The organism is Nitrospirillum amazonense, assembly GCF_007828035.1.
Taxonomy (GTDB): domain Bacteria; phylum Pseudomonadota; class Alphaproteobacteria; order Azospirillales; family Azospirillaceae; genus Nitrospirillum; species Nitrospirillum amazonense.
Genome location: NZ_VITV01000001.1, coordinates 244,881 through 260,365 on the forward strand (window position 1 = coordinate 244,881; position 15,485 = coordinate 260,365).

The 15,485-nt window shown below is 68.5% G+C and carries 11 protein-coding genes; 5 read left to right on the plus strand and 6 right to left on the minus strand.

What is annotated here, in order from left to right; all coding sequences use genetic code 11:
• Positions 1–79: 79 nt before the first annotated feature.
• From FBZ87_RS01055 to FBZ87_RS01065, 3 genes are all read right to left on the minus strand, one after another.
• Positions 80–1,762: a hypothetical protein gene (locus tag FBZ87_RS01055; protein ID WP_145608470.1), complete on the minus strand. Its 1,683-nt coding sequence runs from the start codon at positions 1,760–1,762 to the stop codon at positions 80–82.
• A gap of 95 nt (positions 1,763–1,857) precedes the next feature.
• Positions 1,858–2,898, minus strand: a complete 1,041-nt coding sequence (locus FBZ87_RS01060) for a glycosyltransferase family 2 protein (RefSeq protein ID WP_246134178.1) — start codon at positions 2,896–2,898, stop codon at positions 1,858–1,860.
• 811 nt (positions 2,899–3,709) lie between these two features.
• Positions 3,710–4,474 carry an RluA family pseudouridine synthase gene (locus FBZ87_RS01065; protein WP_246134179.1) on the minus strand — a complete coding sequence of 255 codons (765 nt, stop codon included), beginning with the start codon at positions 4,472–4,474 and terminating at the stop codon, positions 3,710–3,712.
• Positions 4,475–4,700: 226 nt separating this feature from the next.
• Between FBZ87_RS01065 and FBZ87_RS01070 the strand changes: the two genes are divergently transcribed.
• The 4 genes from FBZ87_RS01070 to FBZ87_RS01085 all read left to right on the plus strand — a co-directional run bounded on the left by FBZ87_RS01070 (position 4,701) and on the right by FBZ87_RS01085 (position 9,325).
• The gene (locus FBZ87_RS01070; protein WP_145608474.1) at positions 4,701–5,486 is read left to right on the plus strand and encodes a DUF2076 domain-containing protein; all 786 of its coding nucleotides are present in this window, start codon (positions 4,701–4,703) and stop codon (positions 5,484–5,486) included.
• Between the two features lie 144 nt (positions 5,487–5,630).
• A complete protein-coding gene (locus tag FBZ87_RS01075) occupies positions 5,631–7,127 on the plus strand; it encodes a Do family serine endopeptidase (protein ID WP_145608476.1) in 1,497 nt (498 codons plus the stop codon).
• 105 nt (positions 7,128–7,232) lie between these two features.
• On the plus strand, positions 7,233–7,907 hold the full coding sequence (locus FBZ87_RS01080; protein ID WP_145608478.1) for a response regulator transcription factor: 675 nt from the start codon (positions 7,233–7,235) through the stop codon (positions 7,905–7,907).
• Complete coding sequence (locus tag FBZ87_RS01085; protein ID WP_246134180.1) at positions 7,892–9,325, plus strand: sensor histidine kinase; 1,434 nt, start codon at positions 7,892–7,894, stop codon at positions 9,323–9,325. Before FBZ87_RS01080 ends, FBZ87_RS01085 begins: the two co-directional genes overlap by 16 nt.
• 27 nt (positions 9,326–9,352) lie before the next feature.
• Here FBZ87_RS01085 and FBZ87_RS01090 read toward each other — a convergent pair whose 3' ends face one another.
• Positions 9,353–12,064, minus strand: coding sequence for a glycoside hydrolase family 38 N-terminal domain-containing protein (locus FBZ87_RS01090; RefSeq protein ID WP_145608480.1), 2,712 nt, complete (start codon positions 12,062–12,064; stop codon positions 9,353–9,355).
• Positions 12,065–12,254: 190 nt separating this feature from the next.
• Between FBZ87_RS01090 and FBZ87_RS01095 the strand changes: the two genes are divergently transcribed.
• Positions 12,255–12,866, plus strand: a complete 612-nt coding sequence (locus FBZ87_RS01095) for a class I SAM-dependent methyltransferase (RefSeq protein WP_145608482.1) — start codon at positions 12,255–12,257, stop codon at positions 12,864–12,866.
• A 10-nt stretch (positions 12,867–12,876) separates the two neighbouring features.
• On the opposite strand, the gene tcuC is transcribed toward FBZ87_RS01095, so the two are convergent.
• Both tcuC and FBZ87_RS01105 read right to left on the minus strand, forming a co-directional pair.
• Positions 12,877–14,169, minus strand: coding sequence for an MFS transporter (gene tcuC, locus FBZ87_RS01100; protein WP_145608483.1), 1,293 nt, complete (start codon positions 14,167–14,169; stop codon positions 12,877–12,879).
• Positions 14,170–14,393: 224 nt separating this feature from the next.
• Entirely contained in the window at positions 14,394–15,323 is a 930-nt protein-coding gene (locus FBZ87_RS01105) for an aspartyl protease family protein (protein ID WP_186454505.1), read from the minus strand.
• Positions 15,324–15,485 lie beyond the last annotated feature (162 nt).

Sequence of the window (15,485 nt, forward strand, 5' to 3'; positions counted from 1 at the left end):
ACACGCGCCGGCATTTGATCCTGATCGGTCAAATGCCCCCTCAGGGCCGGCGGTCGCCGGCCTTTGGGGCCGCCTTGGCTTACTGCGGCGGCTCCCGCAAGTCACGCACATAGGCCAGCACCTCGCCATCGCGCTCAATGCGCACGATGTCCTGGCCCGCCGGGATTTCCTTGCAGGCCCAGCGGGTGAAGGCAAGGTAGAAATCGACCGGGCCGGTATTGCGGCGCGTCGGCTTCCAGGCCGGCGGCAGGTAGTGGAACACCGACGTGGGCGGGCCGCAAACGCGGATGCGGTAGGGCTGGGTCAAGGCCTGCGGACCTTCCAGCTTCACCATGGTGTCGGTCAGGCGCTTGGCCGCCTCGGACAGGGAACTGCCCCAGTAGTCCAGCTCGAACTTCGGCCCGGCGCCGCGCACGCCGCCCACGAAACGGTTGAACCAGATCGTCTCATAGGGGTGCAGGTGGGCCATGAACCCGACCTGCACGGCGGCGCAGGCCACCAGCAGCGCGGCCATGAAGGGGTTCAGCCAGAAATTGCGCGGCCAGCGCAGGGGCAGGCGCGTCAGCAGGCCGTTCAGGCCCAGGCCGGCGGCCGTGGCCAGGGGCGGCATCAGGAACAGCATGTGGCGGATGCCGTCGTACAGCACGGCGTCCGTCGCTACCACGGCGGCCGGGGGCAGCAGCACCGCGGTGGTCAGCGCCACTCCATCCAGGCGCACGCCCGCCGGGAAGGGCCGGCGCAGGGCGGCCACGGCGCCGAAGGCCGCGATCGCAGCCAGGCCCAGCAGTTCCACCTCCGGCAACTTCACGCCGAAGCCCACGGGCAGGTACCACCAAGGCAGGTTGGTGGTGCGCACCTGCACGCCGGCGAAGGTGAAGGTGAAATCCATGGGGAACTTGGAGAACTCGGCCAGCGCCTCCATGGGATGGCGCAGCGGGTTCACCTGGGCCCACGGCCAGGCAGCCACCATGACGATATAGGCGATGGGCACGGCGATCCACATCCGGCGCACCAGGCGCCAGGCCGTGGCGCCCGTCTGCCGCGCGTCGTCACCGGCGAGCACGCCCTTGGCCAGGTGGGCCAGCAGCGTCAGCATGATGGGACCGGCCAGCAGCACGCCGCCCACGCGGATGCCCAGCGCCATGCCGAAGCACAGGCCCAGCATGGCGACGGAGCCCAGGGACGGTCCCTTGGCGTCGGTGTCCAGGCCACGCCCCACCCGCACCAGCCAGGACAGGGTCCAGGCGGCAGCCACGGCGAAGGGCACGTCCTTGGGGTTGGCGAAGGAATGGCCCCACCAATCCGGGATCAGCAGCAGGCACAGGCCGGCGATCAGCCCGGCGCGCGATCCCGTCTCCTCACCCGCCATATCCCGGGCGATCCGGCGTACCGCCAGCACGCCCAACAGGCCGGTCAGCCCGCCCACCAGGCGGCGGGTGGCGTAGACGTCCAGCGGCAGCAGGTTTTCGAACAGCGCCTCGGCCGTATCGAACAGGGCGCCATAGAGGTACAGGTTCTGGAATTCCAGGACCGCGCGGTCCTTGCCCAGAGAGGAATACCATTCCAGCGCCCGCTGGCCGTATTCCACGTGCAGCGGCTCGTCAAACGTGATGCCGAAGTCGGGGAAGGTGCAGGACACCACCGCGACCGCCACCGCCATGACCAGCCAGAAGGCAATGTCCCATGGCGACAACCGGCGCCACAAGGGCGAGCCCAGGCGCGCGCCGGCCGGCACCATGCGTCCGGCGCCGATGGTTCCCACGCCGATGCTCCGAGCACCGATAGACGGCGCTGCAGGGGCGGTGTGCGGGCGGGCGGGGGCCGACGCGTCAGGGGTACGGAGGAGGGACATGGGGGTCAGGGATGCCCCCCGGCACCGCCGGCGATCACCGCGGCGGGGGCCGACGCGTCATCGAAGCCCACCTTCTCGTTCACCAGGTACATCGGGCGGCCCTTCACTTCGGTGAAGACGCGGCCAAGATAGTCGCCCAGGACGCCTAGGCCGATGAGCTGCACGCCTCCCAGGAACAGGACCGCCACCATGAGCGAGGCGTAGCCGGGCGTGTCACGGCCGAACATGATGGTCTTGGTGATGATGACCAAGCCATAGAAGAAGGAAGGCACCGACAGGGCGATGCCCAGCCAGGACCAGACACGCAGGGGCACGTTGCTGAAGGAGGCGACGCCGTCCAGGCCGAAGCGCAACAGGCGCCAGAAGTTGAAGGAGGTGGCGCCGGCATGGCGCTGCGCCACCTCGAACGGCACGGCGACCTGGCGGAAACCCACCCAGCTGAACAGGCCCTTCATGAAGCGGTTGCGCTCGGGCATGGCGTTCAGCGCATCGACCACGCTGCGGTCCAGCAGGCGGAAGTCGCCGGCGCCGCGCGGCAGCGTCACCTCGGACAGGTTGTCCAGCAGGCGGTAATAGATCTTGGTCAGGAAGCGGCGCAGCCACGGGTCGGTCAGCCGGCTGGCGCGCACGCCATAGACCATCTGCATGCCCTGGCGCCACTGCTCCACGAAGATGGCGATGGTTTCGGGGGGGTGCTGCAGGTCGCCGTCCATCAGCACGACGGCGTCGCCGATGGCGTGGCACAGGCCGGCGGACATCGCCGCCTCCTTCCCGAAGTTGCGCGACAGGCGCAGCAGCTTGATCCGGGGTTCACGCGCCTGATGGTCCCTGAGGGCGGCGAAGGTGCCGTCGCGCGAGCCGTCATCCACGCAAATGATCTCAAACGGCAGGCCGATACCCTCCAGCACCGGCACCAGGCGCTGGAACAGGGCGGCCAGGTTGCCTTCCTCATTATGCATGGGAATGACGATGGACAGGCGCTTGGCCGCAGGTGCCGCCGCCTGCTGCGCTTTGGAACCGGACGCGGCCGAGAGGGAGGTCAACATGGGAGCGGTATCTGACTCGAGTTCTGACAACGTGATCATGCAGCGGCGTCCGCCTCACGAAACTCTATCGCATCATCCGCGGCGATGCGGAAGGGTTCCGGACGCAAACGGCGCCAAACGGCACCCCAAATAGCCAAGCCGCGGGCGCCCAAGGCGTTCCCCGCGTCACCAACCCTATCCCAGGAAGGTTAACGCCCCGTCTACAGTCAAGCGGGGCGCCCCTCGTAAGGCGGCGGAGTCGGAATCGGCGGGAGCGGCAGGGTGCCAGCGGGGCACGGGCAAAGGGCTTATGGCACGCCCGCAGGGCAAAAATGTGACGGCGCCCGGAAATCGTTATGCCCGGCATCCTTGTCAGGATGCGGTCAGCTTGGCGTGGCACTGTCCCCTTGTCGCCAGCCGATGGAGACGGCGACAGCCGCGGGCGGGAGCCCCAACCCCCCGCCCGCGGCGCCGTCTCCTTGGCTGGTGGCACCGGCGCCCGCTCGTCCTAGACCGCGAGCGACTTCCCGTCCCTTCTGCCCCAACCGAGAGGGCGGGAACGGCGCCGGCAAGTACCCGGGCTGGGGTTCTAGACCACCCTGCCCGGCGGACGTTCCCCGTACCTGCGGAGATCGGGCCGGCGTCCTGGCCTGTCCGGTCGCGTAGTGGATCTACCTCAAGCCAAGGCGGTCTGCTGCCGTCCTGTCTTGAATTCCTTCCAAGCCTACTGGGTCGGTGGTGTCATGCCACCGACCTTTTCTCTTTTGTGCGCCCGGCGCGGCTGGCGACAGTCCTTATACGCCGGCCCCGCGCCAACCCGTCGTCGCTTGAGTCAGCTGGTTTCGACGATGAAACCCAGGCGCTGGAAGGTGGCGGCCAGATGCGGCGACAGGGGGGCCGTGGCTTCCAGCGGCGGCTCGGACGGGGCCCACCACGGCAGGGCCACCCAGCGGGCGTGCAGGTGCAGCGGAATGGCCGGCGCCGGGTCGCGGCCCCCCTCCACCCGCCAGTCTCGGCCGTAGATGGGGTCACCCAGCATGGGCCAGCCCATGGCCTCGCAATGCACCCGCAGCTGGTGCATGCGCCCGGTGCGCGGCGTCAGCTCCAGCCATGACAGGACCTGCCCGTCCGAATCGATGCCGGTGGCCATGAGCCGCCATTCGGTCAGGGCGTGCTTGCCCTCCTCATGATCCACCATCATGCGGGAACATCCCGGCACCGGACGCTTGATCAGCGGCAGATCGATGCGGCCCTCCGCCGTCTCCGGCCGGCCCTTGACCACCGCCCAGTAGCGCTTGCCCACGCGGCCCGCCAGGAACAGCTTTCCCAGGCGGGTGGACGCCACCTCGTTCAGGCCCAGCACCAGGCAGCCGGTGGTGTCCTTGTCCAGGCGGTGGGCCAGGCGCGGCGCCGGCGCGCCCTCGGCCACCAGCCAGGGCAGGTAGCGTTCCAGATGGTCGGTGGACTTGGTGCCGTAATGCACCGGCAGGCCGTAAGGCTTGTCCACGATCAGAACGTCGGCGTCCTGGTACAGGACGCGGGCGCGCATCTCGTCAGGCGTATAGGCGGGCGGCGCCAGGGGGAGCATGATGGCCATGGGCAGACGGCGTGCCCCAGGAAGGCACCCTCGACAAGTCAAAAAGGACGGGGTGTTCCTATCGCTTTAGGCCCGTCGCCGCATGAAAAAAACTTAATCCTGCTGCCACGGGCTGGAAAGTCTGTCCCGACCATGATCATCCTCGTTGCGGCGGGCGATGATCGCCCCATGTTAGTTGGGCCGCCGTGTTAAGACGGTAACAAAGGAAAGCAGTCGAGGAACCATCATGACCCCGAAGGACCGCGAAGATTTGACAGCCCTGCTGGCGCGTGTGTCCCGACTGGACGGCATGCCCCGCGACCCTGAATCGGACCGACTGGTGGGTGAGGCGCTGTCGCGCCAGCCCGCCCTGCCCTACATCATGGCCCAGGCCCTGCTGGCCCAGCAGGAGGCGCTGGTGGATGCGCAGCGCCGGCTGGCCGACCTGCAGCAGAACGCCGCCAGCCGGCCGCAGGGCGGGCCCCCGCCCTTCACCGGCCAATCCAGCGGCCAGTCGTTCAACCAAGCTCCGGGGCAGCCTTCCGGCCCCTGGGGCCAGTCTTCCTACCCGGCGCAGCAGCAGCCCCAGCCGCCCTACGGCCAGGCCTACGCCGCGCCGCAGCCGGCATACGGCCAGCCCACCTACGGCGCGCCTCCGGCCTATGCCCAGCCCCGCAGCTTCATGCGCGGCATGTTCGAGACCATGGCCGGCGTCGCCGGCGGCGTGCTGGCGGCCGACGCGGTGGAATCCCTGTTCCGGGGCGGCCATGGCGGCGGCTTCGGCGGTGGTTCCCCCTGGGGCGCCGGTTATGGCGGCGACCGGGTGGAGGAGACGGTGATCAACAACACCACCGTCAACGAGACCATCGTGAACGAGAATGGCGTGAACGAGAATGGCGACCGGTATGACAGCGGCCACCAGGACGCCAACTACCGCGACCACGCCTATCGCGACGACAACAGCGGATACCAGGACGCCAGCTACGACAGCGCCGACGACGGCGGTTTCGACGATGGCTCCATCGATACCTGAGCCCCTGATATCTCAGCACCGGCGGCCGGTCCGCAATCCGGCCGCAATTCCCTGACCTCATCCTGCGGAACCCGGCCCGCGCCGGGCAGGTTCCGGATGCTCTAAAGACCAAGAAATACCATTCGTGAAAGCGAGCTTGAGACCATGACCTCCCTGCCCACCGTTCGCACCGCCAAGAAGCGCTTTCCCCGTCTGGCCGTCACCGCGCTGGCCATCGGTCTGATGACCGGCACCGCCCTGGTGGCGCCGCCGGCCGCCACCACCGCCCACGCCGCCAGCCCGGCGTCGCTGCCCAGCTTCGCCGACCTGGTGGAGAAGGTGACGCCGGCGGTGGTGACCATCACCGCCGCGCACAAGGTGACGACGCCGCAGGTGCCGCAGGAACTGCAGGAGATGATGCGCCACTTCGGCCTGCCGGACGAGGCGCTGCCCGGCGGCCGCGGCGGCGGTGGCCGCCCCCGCATCGAATCGGCCCTGGGCTCGGGCTTCGTCATTGACCCCTCCGGCTACATCGTCACCAACCGCCACGTCATCGAGGGCGCCGACGAGGTGAAGGTGCACTTCCAGGACCAGACCGACGACGTGCCGGCCAAGATCGTGGGCCAGGACGAGCGGTCGGACCTGGCGCTGCTGAAGGTCGAGCCCAAGAAGCCGCTGCAGGCCCTGGCCTTCGGCGACAGCGACAAGATGCGCCCGGGTGACTGGGTGATCGCCGTGGGCAACCCCTTCGGCCTGGGCGGCACCGTCACCGCCGGCATCGTCTCGGCCCGCGGCCGTGACATCGACGCCGCCAACCTGAACGACTTCCTGCAGATCGACGCCTCGATCAACAAGGGCAATTCCGGCGGCCCGACCTTCAACGCCAATGGCGAGGTCATCGGCATCAACACCGCCATCTTCTCGCCCACCGGCGGCTCGGTCGGCATCGGCTTCGCCATTCCGTCCAACGTGGCCAAGCCGGTGATCGAGAAGCTGAAGACCACCGGCCATGTGCAGCGCGGCTACCTGGGCGTGACCCTGCAGGCCGTAACGCCGGAGATCGCCGACAGCCTGGGCCTGAAGGAGCCGAAGGGCGCCATCATCAACGCCGTCTCGCCCAAGAGCCCGGCGGAGAAGGGCGGCCTGAAGCAGGGCGACGTGGTGCAGAGCATCAACGGCAAGTCCATCGACAACCAGCGCGACCTGGCCCGCAACGTGGCCGGCATCGACCCGGGCAAGACCGTGGACCTGGGCGTGCTGCGCGGCGGCAAGGCCATCACCGTCTCCGTGAAGCTGGGCGAGGCGCCCAACAGCGGCGACAAGGACAACGGCCCCGGCGGCTCCACCTCGCCGGACGGCAAGGGTGACAACGCCTCCGTGGCCGGCCTGAAGCTGGGCAAGCTGGACGACCGCACGCGGGAGCGCATGGGCTTGGACAACGACGCCCAGGGCGTCGTCATCGTCGACCCCGGCAAGGATGAGTTGGGCCTGCGCCCCGGCGACATCATCGCCAGCGTGAACAATGAGAGCGTGAAGGCGCCGGCGGACGTGAACAGCCAGGTGGAAAAGGCCAAGAAGGACGGCCGCAAGTCCGTCCTGCTGCTGGTCCGCCGCGGTGACCAGCAGATGTTCCTGCCCCTGCCCGTGACGCCCAAGGGCTGATGCCTCTCCGGGATAGTGAATCCCAGCGATTGAAGACTTGACGGGGCCGGGCGGAACTCCACCGCCCGGCCCTTTGTCTGGTGTCCCCCAACCCAGGTTGCCCCCATGAAGATCCTAGTCATCGAGGACGACGCCCAGGCCGCCGCCTACATGCTGAAAGGCCTGAAGGAGGCGGGGCACGCCGTGGACCATGCGCCCGACGGCACCCAGGGGCTGTACCTGGCGGGGGCGGAGCATTACGACGCCCTGGTGGTGGACCGCATGCTGCCCGGCCGCGACGGCCTGTCGCTGGTCAGCCTGCTGCGCGCCGCTGGCAACGACACGCCCGTGCTGGTGCTGAGCGCCCTGGGCAGCGTGGAGGACAGGGTGACCGGCCTGCGCGCCGGGGGTGACGACTACCTGACCAAGCCCTACGCCTTTTCCGAACTGCTGGCCCGGCTGGAAAGCCTGGGACGCCGACGGGCGGCGCCGCAGGCCCAGGCCACCAAGCTGGTGGTGAGCGATCTGGAGATGGATTTGCTGGCCCGCACGGTGAAGCGGGGCGGCAAGGTCATCGACCTGCTGCCGCGTGAATTCCAGCTGCTGGAATGCCTGATGCGCAACGCCGGCAGCGTGGTGACCCGCACCATGCTGCTGGAGCAGGTGTGGGACTATCACTTCGACCCGCAAACCAACGTCATCGACGTGCACATCGCGCGCCTGCGCCAGAAGGTGGACAAGGGCTTCGACCAGCCCCTGATCCAGACCGTGCGGGGGGCCGGGTATTGCTTACGTCCCTGAAGCGCCCGGCCGCGGAGGCGGCGGGCGCCGACCTGCCGTCCGACCGGCACCGCCATCTGGGCCGGCTGCTGCGCACCACCACCTTCCGCTTCGCCCTGATTTATCTCGGGCTGTTCATCGGCTCCGTCCTGCTGGTGCTGTGGCTGATCTACTGGTCCACGGCGGGATTCCTGGCGGGCCAGGCCGACACCGGCATCCGCGAGGACATGCAGGCCCTGGCCGACCGCTACCGCACCGGCGGCATGGCCAGCCTGGCGGAGGCGGTGAACGAGCGTGGCATGGGCAACGCCTCCTCCATCTACATCCTGTCGGCGGGCTCTGGCGCCACCCTGGCCGGCAACCAGTTCTGGCCCAAGGGCGTGGATGAGGCCGGCTGGGCCAACCTGCCGGTGAAGGATCCCAGCACCGGCCAGGTGCGGCCCGGCGACGTGCGCGCCCTGATCGCGGTCCTGCCCGGCGGCTATCGCGTGCTGGTGGGCCGCGACCTGGGCGAGGTGCGGGTACTGCGCGAGCGGCTGGAGCGCGTCATTGGCTGGAGCATGGGCCTGGCCCTGGTGCTGGGCCTGGTGGGCGGCCTGGCCATGAGCCGTGTCTGGCTGCGACGCCTGGACGGCGTGACCCGCACGGCGGAAGCCATCCGCGAGGGCATGCTGGTCAGCCGCGTGCCCCTGACGGGCAGCGGTGACGAGTTCGACCAGCTGGCCCACACGCTGAACGCCATGCTGGACCGCATCGAGGCGCTGGTGGCCGGCATCCGCCATGTCAGCCAAGGCATCGCCCACGACCTGCGCACCCCCCTCACCCGCCTGCGCACGCGCCTGGAACTGGCCCTGATGCACGACACGGTGGAGAACCCGCGCGAGGTGCTGGAGGCCGCGATCGAGGAGGTGGACCACCTGCTGGCCACCTTCCGCGCCCTGCTGGCCATCGCGGAGGTGGAATCTGGCGGCAGCCTGCCCATCGCCCCCGTGCCGCTGGACGCCCTGGCGCTCAGCACCGGTGAACTGTACGACGCGGTGGCGGAGGACCAGGGCATCACCTTCACCATGGCGGTGGAAGCGACCGGCCCGGCCGCCACGGTCCAGGGCAACCGCCAGCTGCTGGGCCAGGCCCTGGCCAACCTGCTGGACAACGCCCTGAAATATACGCCCGAGGGCGGCCACGTCAGCCTGACCGTCGCCGCCGACGGTCCATCCCGCGTGAAGGTGACCGTGGCCGACAACGGCCCCGGCATCCCGGCGGAGGACCGCGAGCGGGTGCGCGAGCGCTTCTTCCGCCTGGACCGCGACCAGGCCCGCCCCGGCAGCGGCCTGGGCCTCAGCCTGGTGGACGCGGTGGCCCAGCGCCACGGCGGCACCCTGGTGCTGGAGGATAACGGCCCGGGACTGAAGGCCCAGCTGCTGCTGCCGGTGGGATGAGCTGCCCCTCCCGGAAAACCGGCGGCCTCAGGTGAGCTGCAGGGTGGCCAGGGCGTTGGTCATCGTCAGGGTGACGGTCCCCCCGCTGAGGGTCACCCCCTGGTCCGGCCCTGGCCATGGCCCCTCCGCCGCCGTGACCGCCACCGCCTGCGACGGCGCCAGGCCGGCACCCAGCGTGACGGCCACGTCCTGGGCCTGGTTGGCCGGGGAGTAGAGCCGCAGCACGACGCTGTCCGAATTGGTGGCGAAGCTGCCGGGTTTGGCGGCGGTCAGGATGGCGGCGCCGGTGGTGACGGCGGCGATGCTGTCCTGCTGGGGCAGGCCGTTGGTGACACCTGTCTGGCTGGGCAGCAAGACGCCTTGCAGCGGGGTGTTGTAGGACAGCGCCTCCTGCAAGGGCGCGCCGCTGTCCGGCGTACCCAGCCCCCCGGGTACACGCAGGGCGTACGCCAGGGTATGGGGTCCGGTATCCGTCCCGCTGGCGCCGTGGCCGCCGCTGGTGGGCGTGTTGCGCATCAGGCAGCCGATCAGCGCGCCATCCGCGTCATAGGCCCAGGCCGGAATGCCACCGTGATAGAGGGCCGCCAGGGTGGCGCCGTCCTGGTCCTGGGGCAGCACGAAGTTATGGGTGGCCTGGAAGGTGGGCGGCCCCCAGAAGGGCTGGCCGGCACCGGTGCGCAGGGGCTGTTGCGTGGTCCAGTGATAGGGCGTGCCGTGCACCAAGCCGGTCACCGCCGACGACAGCGGGAAGCGGGCCATGACGGAATAGCCGGACGGCGCCTGGCCCGTGGTCACCATGCGCAGGAACGGCTCCCCCGCCACCAGCTCATAGTCGCGGGTGTAGCGGACCGTTGTCCCATTCACCGCGTACGCCACGACGGTGCGCAGCCGGACCCGCACGGGCCCCGTCTCCAGCACCACGGCACCCAAGCAAGCGCCGGTGGTGGTGGCGGTGACGCCCGTATCGGGGTGGAAGGAGTAGGACCCGTCGACATATTCGTTGCCGAACTGGTAGAGCCCGCCCTGGTCGACATAGAAGGTCATGTCGTTGCCGGTGCCCGAGAGGATGTCGGTGCTGGTCGATTGGTCGACCAGCGATTCGACACCCCAGTTGGCGGCGGGCGAGATGGTGGCGATCAGATAATCGTTCTGCAGCACGTAACCGCCGCCGCCGGTGGCCGGGGTGATGCTGACGGGGGGCGAGCCCTTCGTCCCAGCCCCGCTGGAGACGCCGGCGGACAGGCTGCCGCTGGCGTCATAGCCCAGGCTGTCGACCGTGGCGATGAACAGCATCTCCCCCTCCGAGGAAATCTGGGCCGCGCTCTGCTTGCCATCAAAGGTGACCTGGTCCAGGCCAGGCACGGCCACATCGGATATGGCGACCAGGCCCGTGCGGGCGAAACCCAGGGAATTGGCCACCAGCACGGGATATTTATCCTCGCTGGGCGCCATCATGGAGGCCAGGGCGTTCAGGGCCGTGGCCCGCAGACCAGCCGCCGTGCCCGCCACGCCACACAGCAGGGGCAACTGCTCGGTGGCGTAAACGGCATCGTTGGCGGTGCCGCAGACGTAATCATGATGCGTGCTGGGCAGGAAGGCCATCCAGGCCGCCGCCAGATCATCCCAGAAACCGGTGGGCAGGGCATTGTTGTAGGTGGTGTCGTTGGGCCGGGTCAGCAGCCCGAACACCTCGGCGGCCACCAGCGCGCGCAGCGCCCGGTTGTGCAGCGTCTTCAACGCCATGCGGCTGGCGTAATAGCCGGTCCAGTACGGTGTGCCGTTGTAGGGCGCCAGCAGGGGCAGGGGATATTCGGCCTGGTTCTGCTGCAACTGGGTGATGAAGGTGTCGAAGGTCCCCAGCGTCACCTGCGTGTTGGTCGCCTGGGCGCCACCGCCGAACACCTTGTTGTCGTTCCACTGGGTGACGGCCGCCTGCAGCCCCGTCAGCGGCATGCTGAAATCATTGTCGATGGGGATGTAGAGATAAGGGGTGGCCGCGGCGCCGTACTGGACCGGGTCGCTGTCCTGGGTCGGCAGGTAGGCGTTGGTGAACAGCGAGATTTGGGTGGCCTCAGCGGGACTGCCCAATTGGTTGCCGAAGGCGTAACTGTCGGGCATCCAATGCGTGATGGCGACCGACCCGTCAGAAGCCTGCCAGGTGAAGTCGAAATGGGTGGCCGACCAGTCCTGGCCAGCGGGCGACTGGGTCGGATCGGGCACTAGGCAGCTGCTGTTGCTTCCCGGCAGGCGGGAGAAGCCGATACCGGTGAAGCCCAGCGCCTGGGTCAGCACGGGCAGCTCCGGATCCTGGCCGAAATCGTCCGGAATCCAGCAGTGCGGCTTCGGCGTGATGAAGGGCAGCGCCTGTGACAACCACACATGGCCCACGAGGTAGTTGCGCAGAAAGGCTTCGCCCGCGCAGACCAGGCAATCCGGCGAGGTGATGCCGCCGCCCAGTACCTGGAAGGTGTCGCCGTTCTCCAGCACCTGCTGCAGCGCGCTGACCTGGTCGGGCGAAACGTCGATGTAGCGCTTGAAATACCCCATCTCGCAGATGGTGTAATAATAGGTGATGCCATCGACGGTGGGGGCGGACACATTCGTGATGGCCTGGTCCAGGATGGCCTTCACCCCCTGGCCATACTTGTAGTACCAGAAGTTCTGCTCGAAGGTGTAAAGCCAGTCCCAGTCCAGGTGGGCGGACTGGTCGAGATACAGGGTGTAGGGCGAAATCGACATGGGGGCCTCCACCGCCAAAACGGCGCCCTCTCCGGGGCGCCTGATCCTGATCAGCAGACCACAACCCAGAGTCGATATTCTGTTAAATTATTGCAGCTCTACCTTCAGGGTATCCAGCGTCGCCGCACCGAACCGCCTCCTGCCCGGCCGGTGTACCCAATAAACGCTACCCCGTTCCCGGACCGAAATCATGAGCGACGCCGACCGCATCATCGACCTGTACCGGCGCCACGGCCTGGCGTGGGAGGCCGACCGCCAGGCCGCCCAGCGCCGCCGCCCGAACATGGAAGGCCCCTGGCTGGACCGCTTCCTGGCCCTGGCGCCGCCGGGACCGATATTGGACCTGGGGTGCGGCGGCGGCGACCCCATGGCCAGCTACCTGGTGGCACGGGGCCGCGCCGTCACCGGCGTGGACAGCGCCCCCGCGCTGCTGGACCTCGCCATCAGCCGCATGCCGGACCAGGACTGGCGGCTGGCCGACATGCGCGGGCTGGATCTGGGCAAGCGTTACGCCGGCATCCTGGCCTGGAACAGCTTCTTCCATCTGGATTTCGATGATCAGCGCGCCCTGTTCGCCGTGTTCCAACGCCACGCCCTGCCCGGCGCGGCCCTGATGTTCACCAGCGGCCCCCGCCACGGCGTGGCCATGGGGCACTACGCCGGGGAGCCGCTGTACCACGCCAGCCTGGACCCGGCCGAATACCGCGTCCTGCTGGACACACACGGCTTCGACGTCGTGGAGTTTCGCGCCGAGGACCCGGATTGCGGCCGCCACACCGTGTGGCTGGCGCGGGGAAGGTAACGCCGCCCCCTCACCCTTCCGCATGCCGCTTGGCGAACCGGGCGCTGACCGGCACGGCGACCAGGCCGCAGAACGCCGCCGCCGACAGCCATAGGCCCGGCATGGCGGCGTTGCCGCCGTGCTTCACCAGGTAAGTGCTGACGAAGGGGGTGAAGCCGCCGGCGGCCGTGGCCAGGCTGTAGGCGAGCGAAAAGCCCGCCGTGCGCACGGCGGCGGGCACGATCTCGGTCAGGTAGACGACCATGGCGCCGTTGTAGCAGGCGTAGAGGAAGGACAGCCACAGCTCCACGCCCAGCAGGCGGCCGAAACTGGGCGCGTCGGCCAGCCAGCTCAGCGCCGGATAGGCGGTGGCCAGCGCCAGCACGGTGCAGGCCACCAGGATGGGCCGGCGGCCGATACGGTCGGACAGCGCGCCCGACAGGGGCAGCCAAGCCAAGTTGCTGGCGCCCACGGCCAGGGTGACCAGCAGGGCGTCCATGTCACTGAGGTGCAGGGCATCGCGGCCGAAGGTGGGGGTGTAGGCGGTGATGAAATAGAAGGACACGGTGGTCATCAGCACCAGGCCCACGCCGGTCAGCACCACCCCCCAGTTGGCCGCCAGCGAGGCCAGGATTTCACCCACCGTGGGCCGGTGCTTGCGCGCCAGGAAGACCTCCGTCTCGGTCAGGGACCGGCGGATTTGGAACAGGAAGGGCACGATCAGGCACCCCACCACCAGGGGAATGCGCCAGCCCCAGGCCTGCATGGTGTCGGGCGTCAGGGTGAAGGTCAGCGTCACGCCGATCAGCGCCGCCACCATGACGGCCACCTGCTGGCTGGCCGACTGCCAGCTGACGTAGAAGCCCTTGCGGCCCGGCGTCGCGATCTCCGACAGGTAGACGGAGACGCCGCCCAGCTCCACCCCCGCCGAAAGGCCTTGCACCAGGCGGCCCAGCAGCACCAGCAGGGGTGACAACAGGCCGATGGTGGCGTAGCCCGGCATGAGCGCGATGGTGATGGTACCCACCGACATCAGGCCCAGGGTCAGCAGCAGGCCGTCGCGCCGCCCCTTGCGGTCGATATAGGCGCCCAGCGCCAGGGCGCCGATGGGCCGCATCAGGAAACCGGCGCCGAAGGTGGCGAAGGTCAGCAGCAGGCCGGCGGTGTCGCTGCCCTTGGGGAAATAGGCGCGGCTGATGGCGCCGGCGAAATAGCCGAACACCATGAAGTCGTACATTTCCAGGAAGTTGCCGCTGGCGACCCGCACCACCGTCATCACTTGGGACCACCGGTCCCGGCCCGCACCCGCCGGCGTCACGCCCATTTCACACCACCAACCATTTCCTCACCACCCCACCCTGCCACGCGAAACCCGGCCCCGCCAAGGCGCGCGTGTCGCGGCGGGCGGGCGTCTATTTCCGCACACTGTCCGCGCGCGGATGGCGCCCCTTGCGGTGGTGGCTCGACGGCTACGCCTATCGGGTCGACGTTGACCCGCTAGGCGTAGCGGCCGGTGCGGTATGAATAGGCGGTGTCGTCCCCCGAGTTTCAATCCTCGGCCGGCTTACCGGTCTCCGGCGCCTTGGCCGCCGTTTCGGGGGTCTTGGGCAGGGGCGTGAAGATGGGATGCCCGACGTTGGTGAAAAAGATTTTGTCCTGGCTGTTGGCGACAAAAATGCGGTGCGTCTTGATGAAATCGGCGCCTAACAGCATGTCGTGCGCGCCATCACGCTCCGGATCCGCGCCGGCTGAATAGTCGCCGAACCGCAGCCGCACATTGTGAACCGTCTCATCCCCCACGACGAAGGTCGCAAAGGTGCCGATCCACGTGGGAATGCTGCGCTTACCCACGCCGTGGCTGGCCGCTCCGGCGATAACACCGGGGTCGTCCTCATGCACGCCGGCGCGGTGGGCGGCCCGCAACTGCACGCTGCTGCTACTGGCGCCGGTATCCAGGATCGCCCAGAATTCATGGTCGTTCAACGCCACCCGTACCATGTTGGACGTACGGCGCCCCGCCACCGGCTTCATCCGCGCCTCGGCATAGGTCTCCGCCCAATAGGCCAGGGGAACATCCTCACAGCCCGTCGGCTGGAAAAAGCGGATCGCTCCACCGACAAAATCCAGTTCAACATCACTCTGACCGAAGATGTCCTGGCCCAGGATAAGTTCGATTCCGGGCCCGACATCGGCGGTGTCCAAAACCTCCAGCTTCAGGTCACGGGTGTGCCAATTCCCCACGGACAGTTCCGCGACGGGGGCGGACCCGATGGCCGCCTGGCCGCCCACCCCCACGGCGACACCCGCGGCGGCATGCAGAGTGACATCCAGGCCCAAACGCTCGGCCGCGCCCCGTGTCATGGTGGTGCGGTAGGCGCCCGTGTCGACTAGGACATGGATAGGTTTGCCGTTCACCATCCCATCCGCCAGCGGCTGATTATGCTCCACCTTGATGGGCAGCTCCGCGATTTTGTTCACTTTGCAATCCGAAGCCCCAGCCCAAGCGACACCGATGGGTGCGACCATCAAAATAGCGTTGATGGCCGTTAAGAACACCGCACCACGCATTTTCCCGAGACGCATCGCAACTCCCCGATATTGGCAAATGCGGCCGCCCGGCAACCCGGCCCCGCATCCACG

Bases quoted from the DNA above. Each gene is read 5' to 3' on its own strand.
- FBZ87_RS01060 (WP_246134178.1), bottom strand. From the start codon at position 2,898: ATGTTGACCTCCCTCTCGGCCGCGTCCGGTTCCAAAGCGCAGCAGGCG.
- FBZ87_RS01065 (WP_246134179.1), bottom strand. From the start codon at position 4,474: ATGGCCATCATGCTCCCCCTGGCGCCGCCCGCCTATACGCCTGACGAG.
- FBZ87_RS01070 (WP_145608474.1), top strand. From the start codon at position 4,701: ATGACCCCGAAGGACCGCGAAGATTTGACAGCCCTGCTGGCGCGTGTG.
- FBZ87_RS01075 (WP_145608476.1), top strand. From the start codon at position 5,631: ATGACCTCCCTGCCCACCGTTCGCACCGCCAAGAAGCGCTTTCCCCGT.
- FBZ87_RS01080 (WP_145608478.1), top strand. From the start codon at position 7,233: ATGAAGATCCTAGTCATCGAGGACGACGCCCAGGCCGCCGCCTACATG.
- FBZ87_RS01090 (WP_145608480.1), bottom strand. From the start codon at position 12,064: ATGTCGATTTCGCCCTACACCCTGTATCTCGACCAGTCCGCCCACCTG.
- FBZ87_RS01095 (WP_145608482.1), top strand. From the start codon at position 12,255: ATGAGCGACGCCGACCGCATCATCGACCTGTACCGGCGCCACGGCCTG.
- tcuC (WP_145608483.1), bottom strand. From the start codon at position 14,169: ATGGGCGTGACGCCGGCGGGTGCGGGCCGGGACCGGTGGTCCCAAGTG.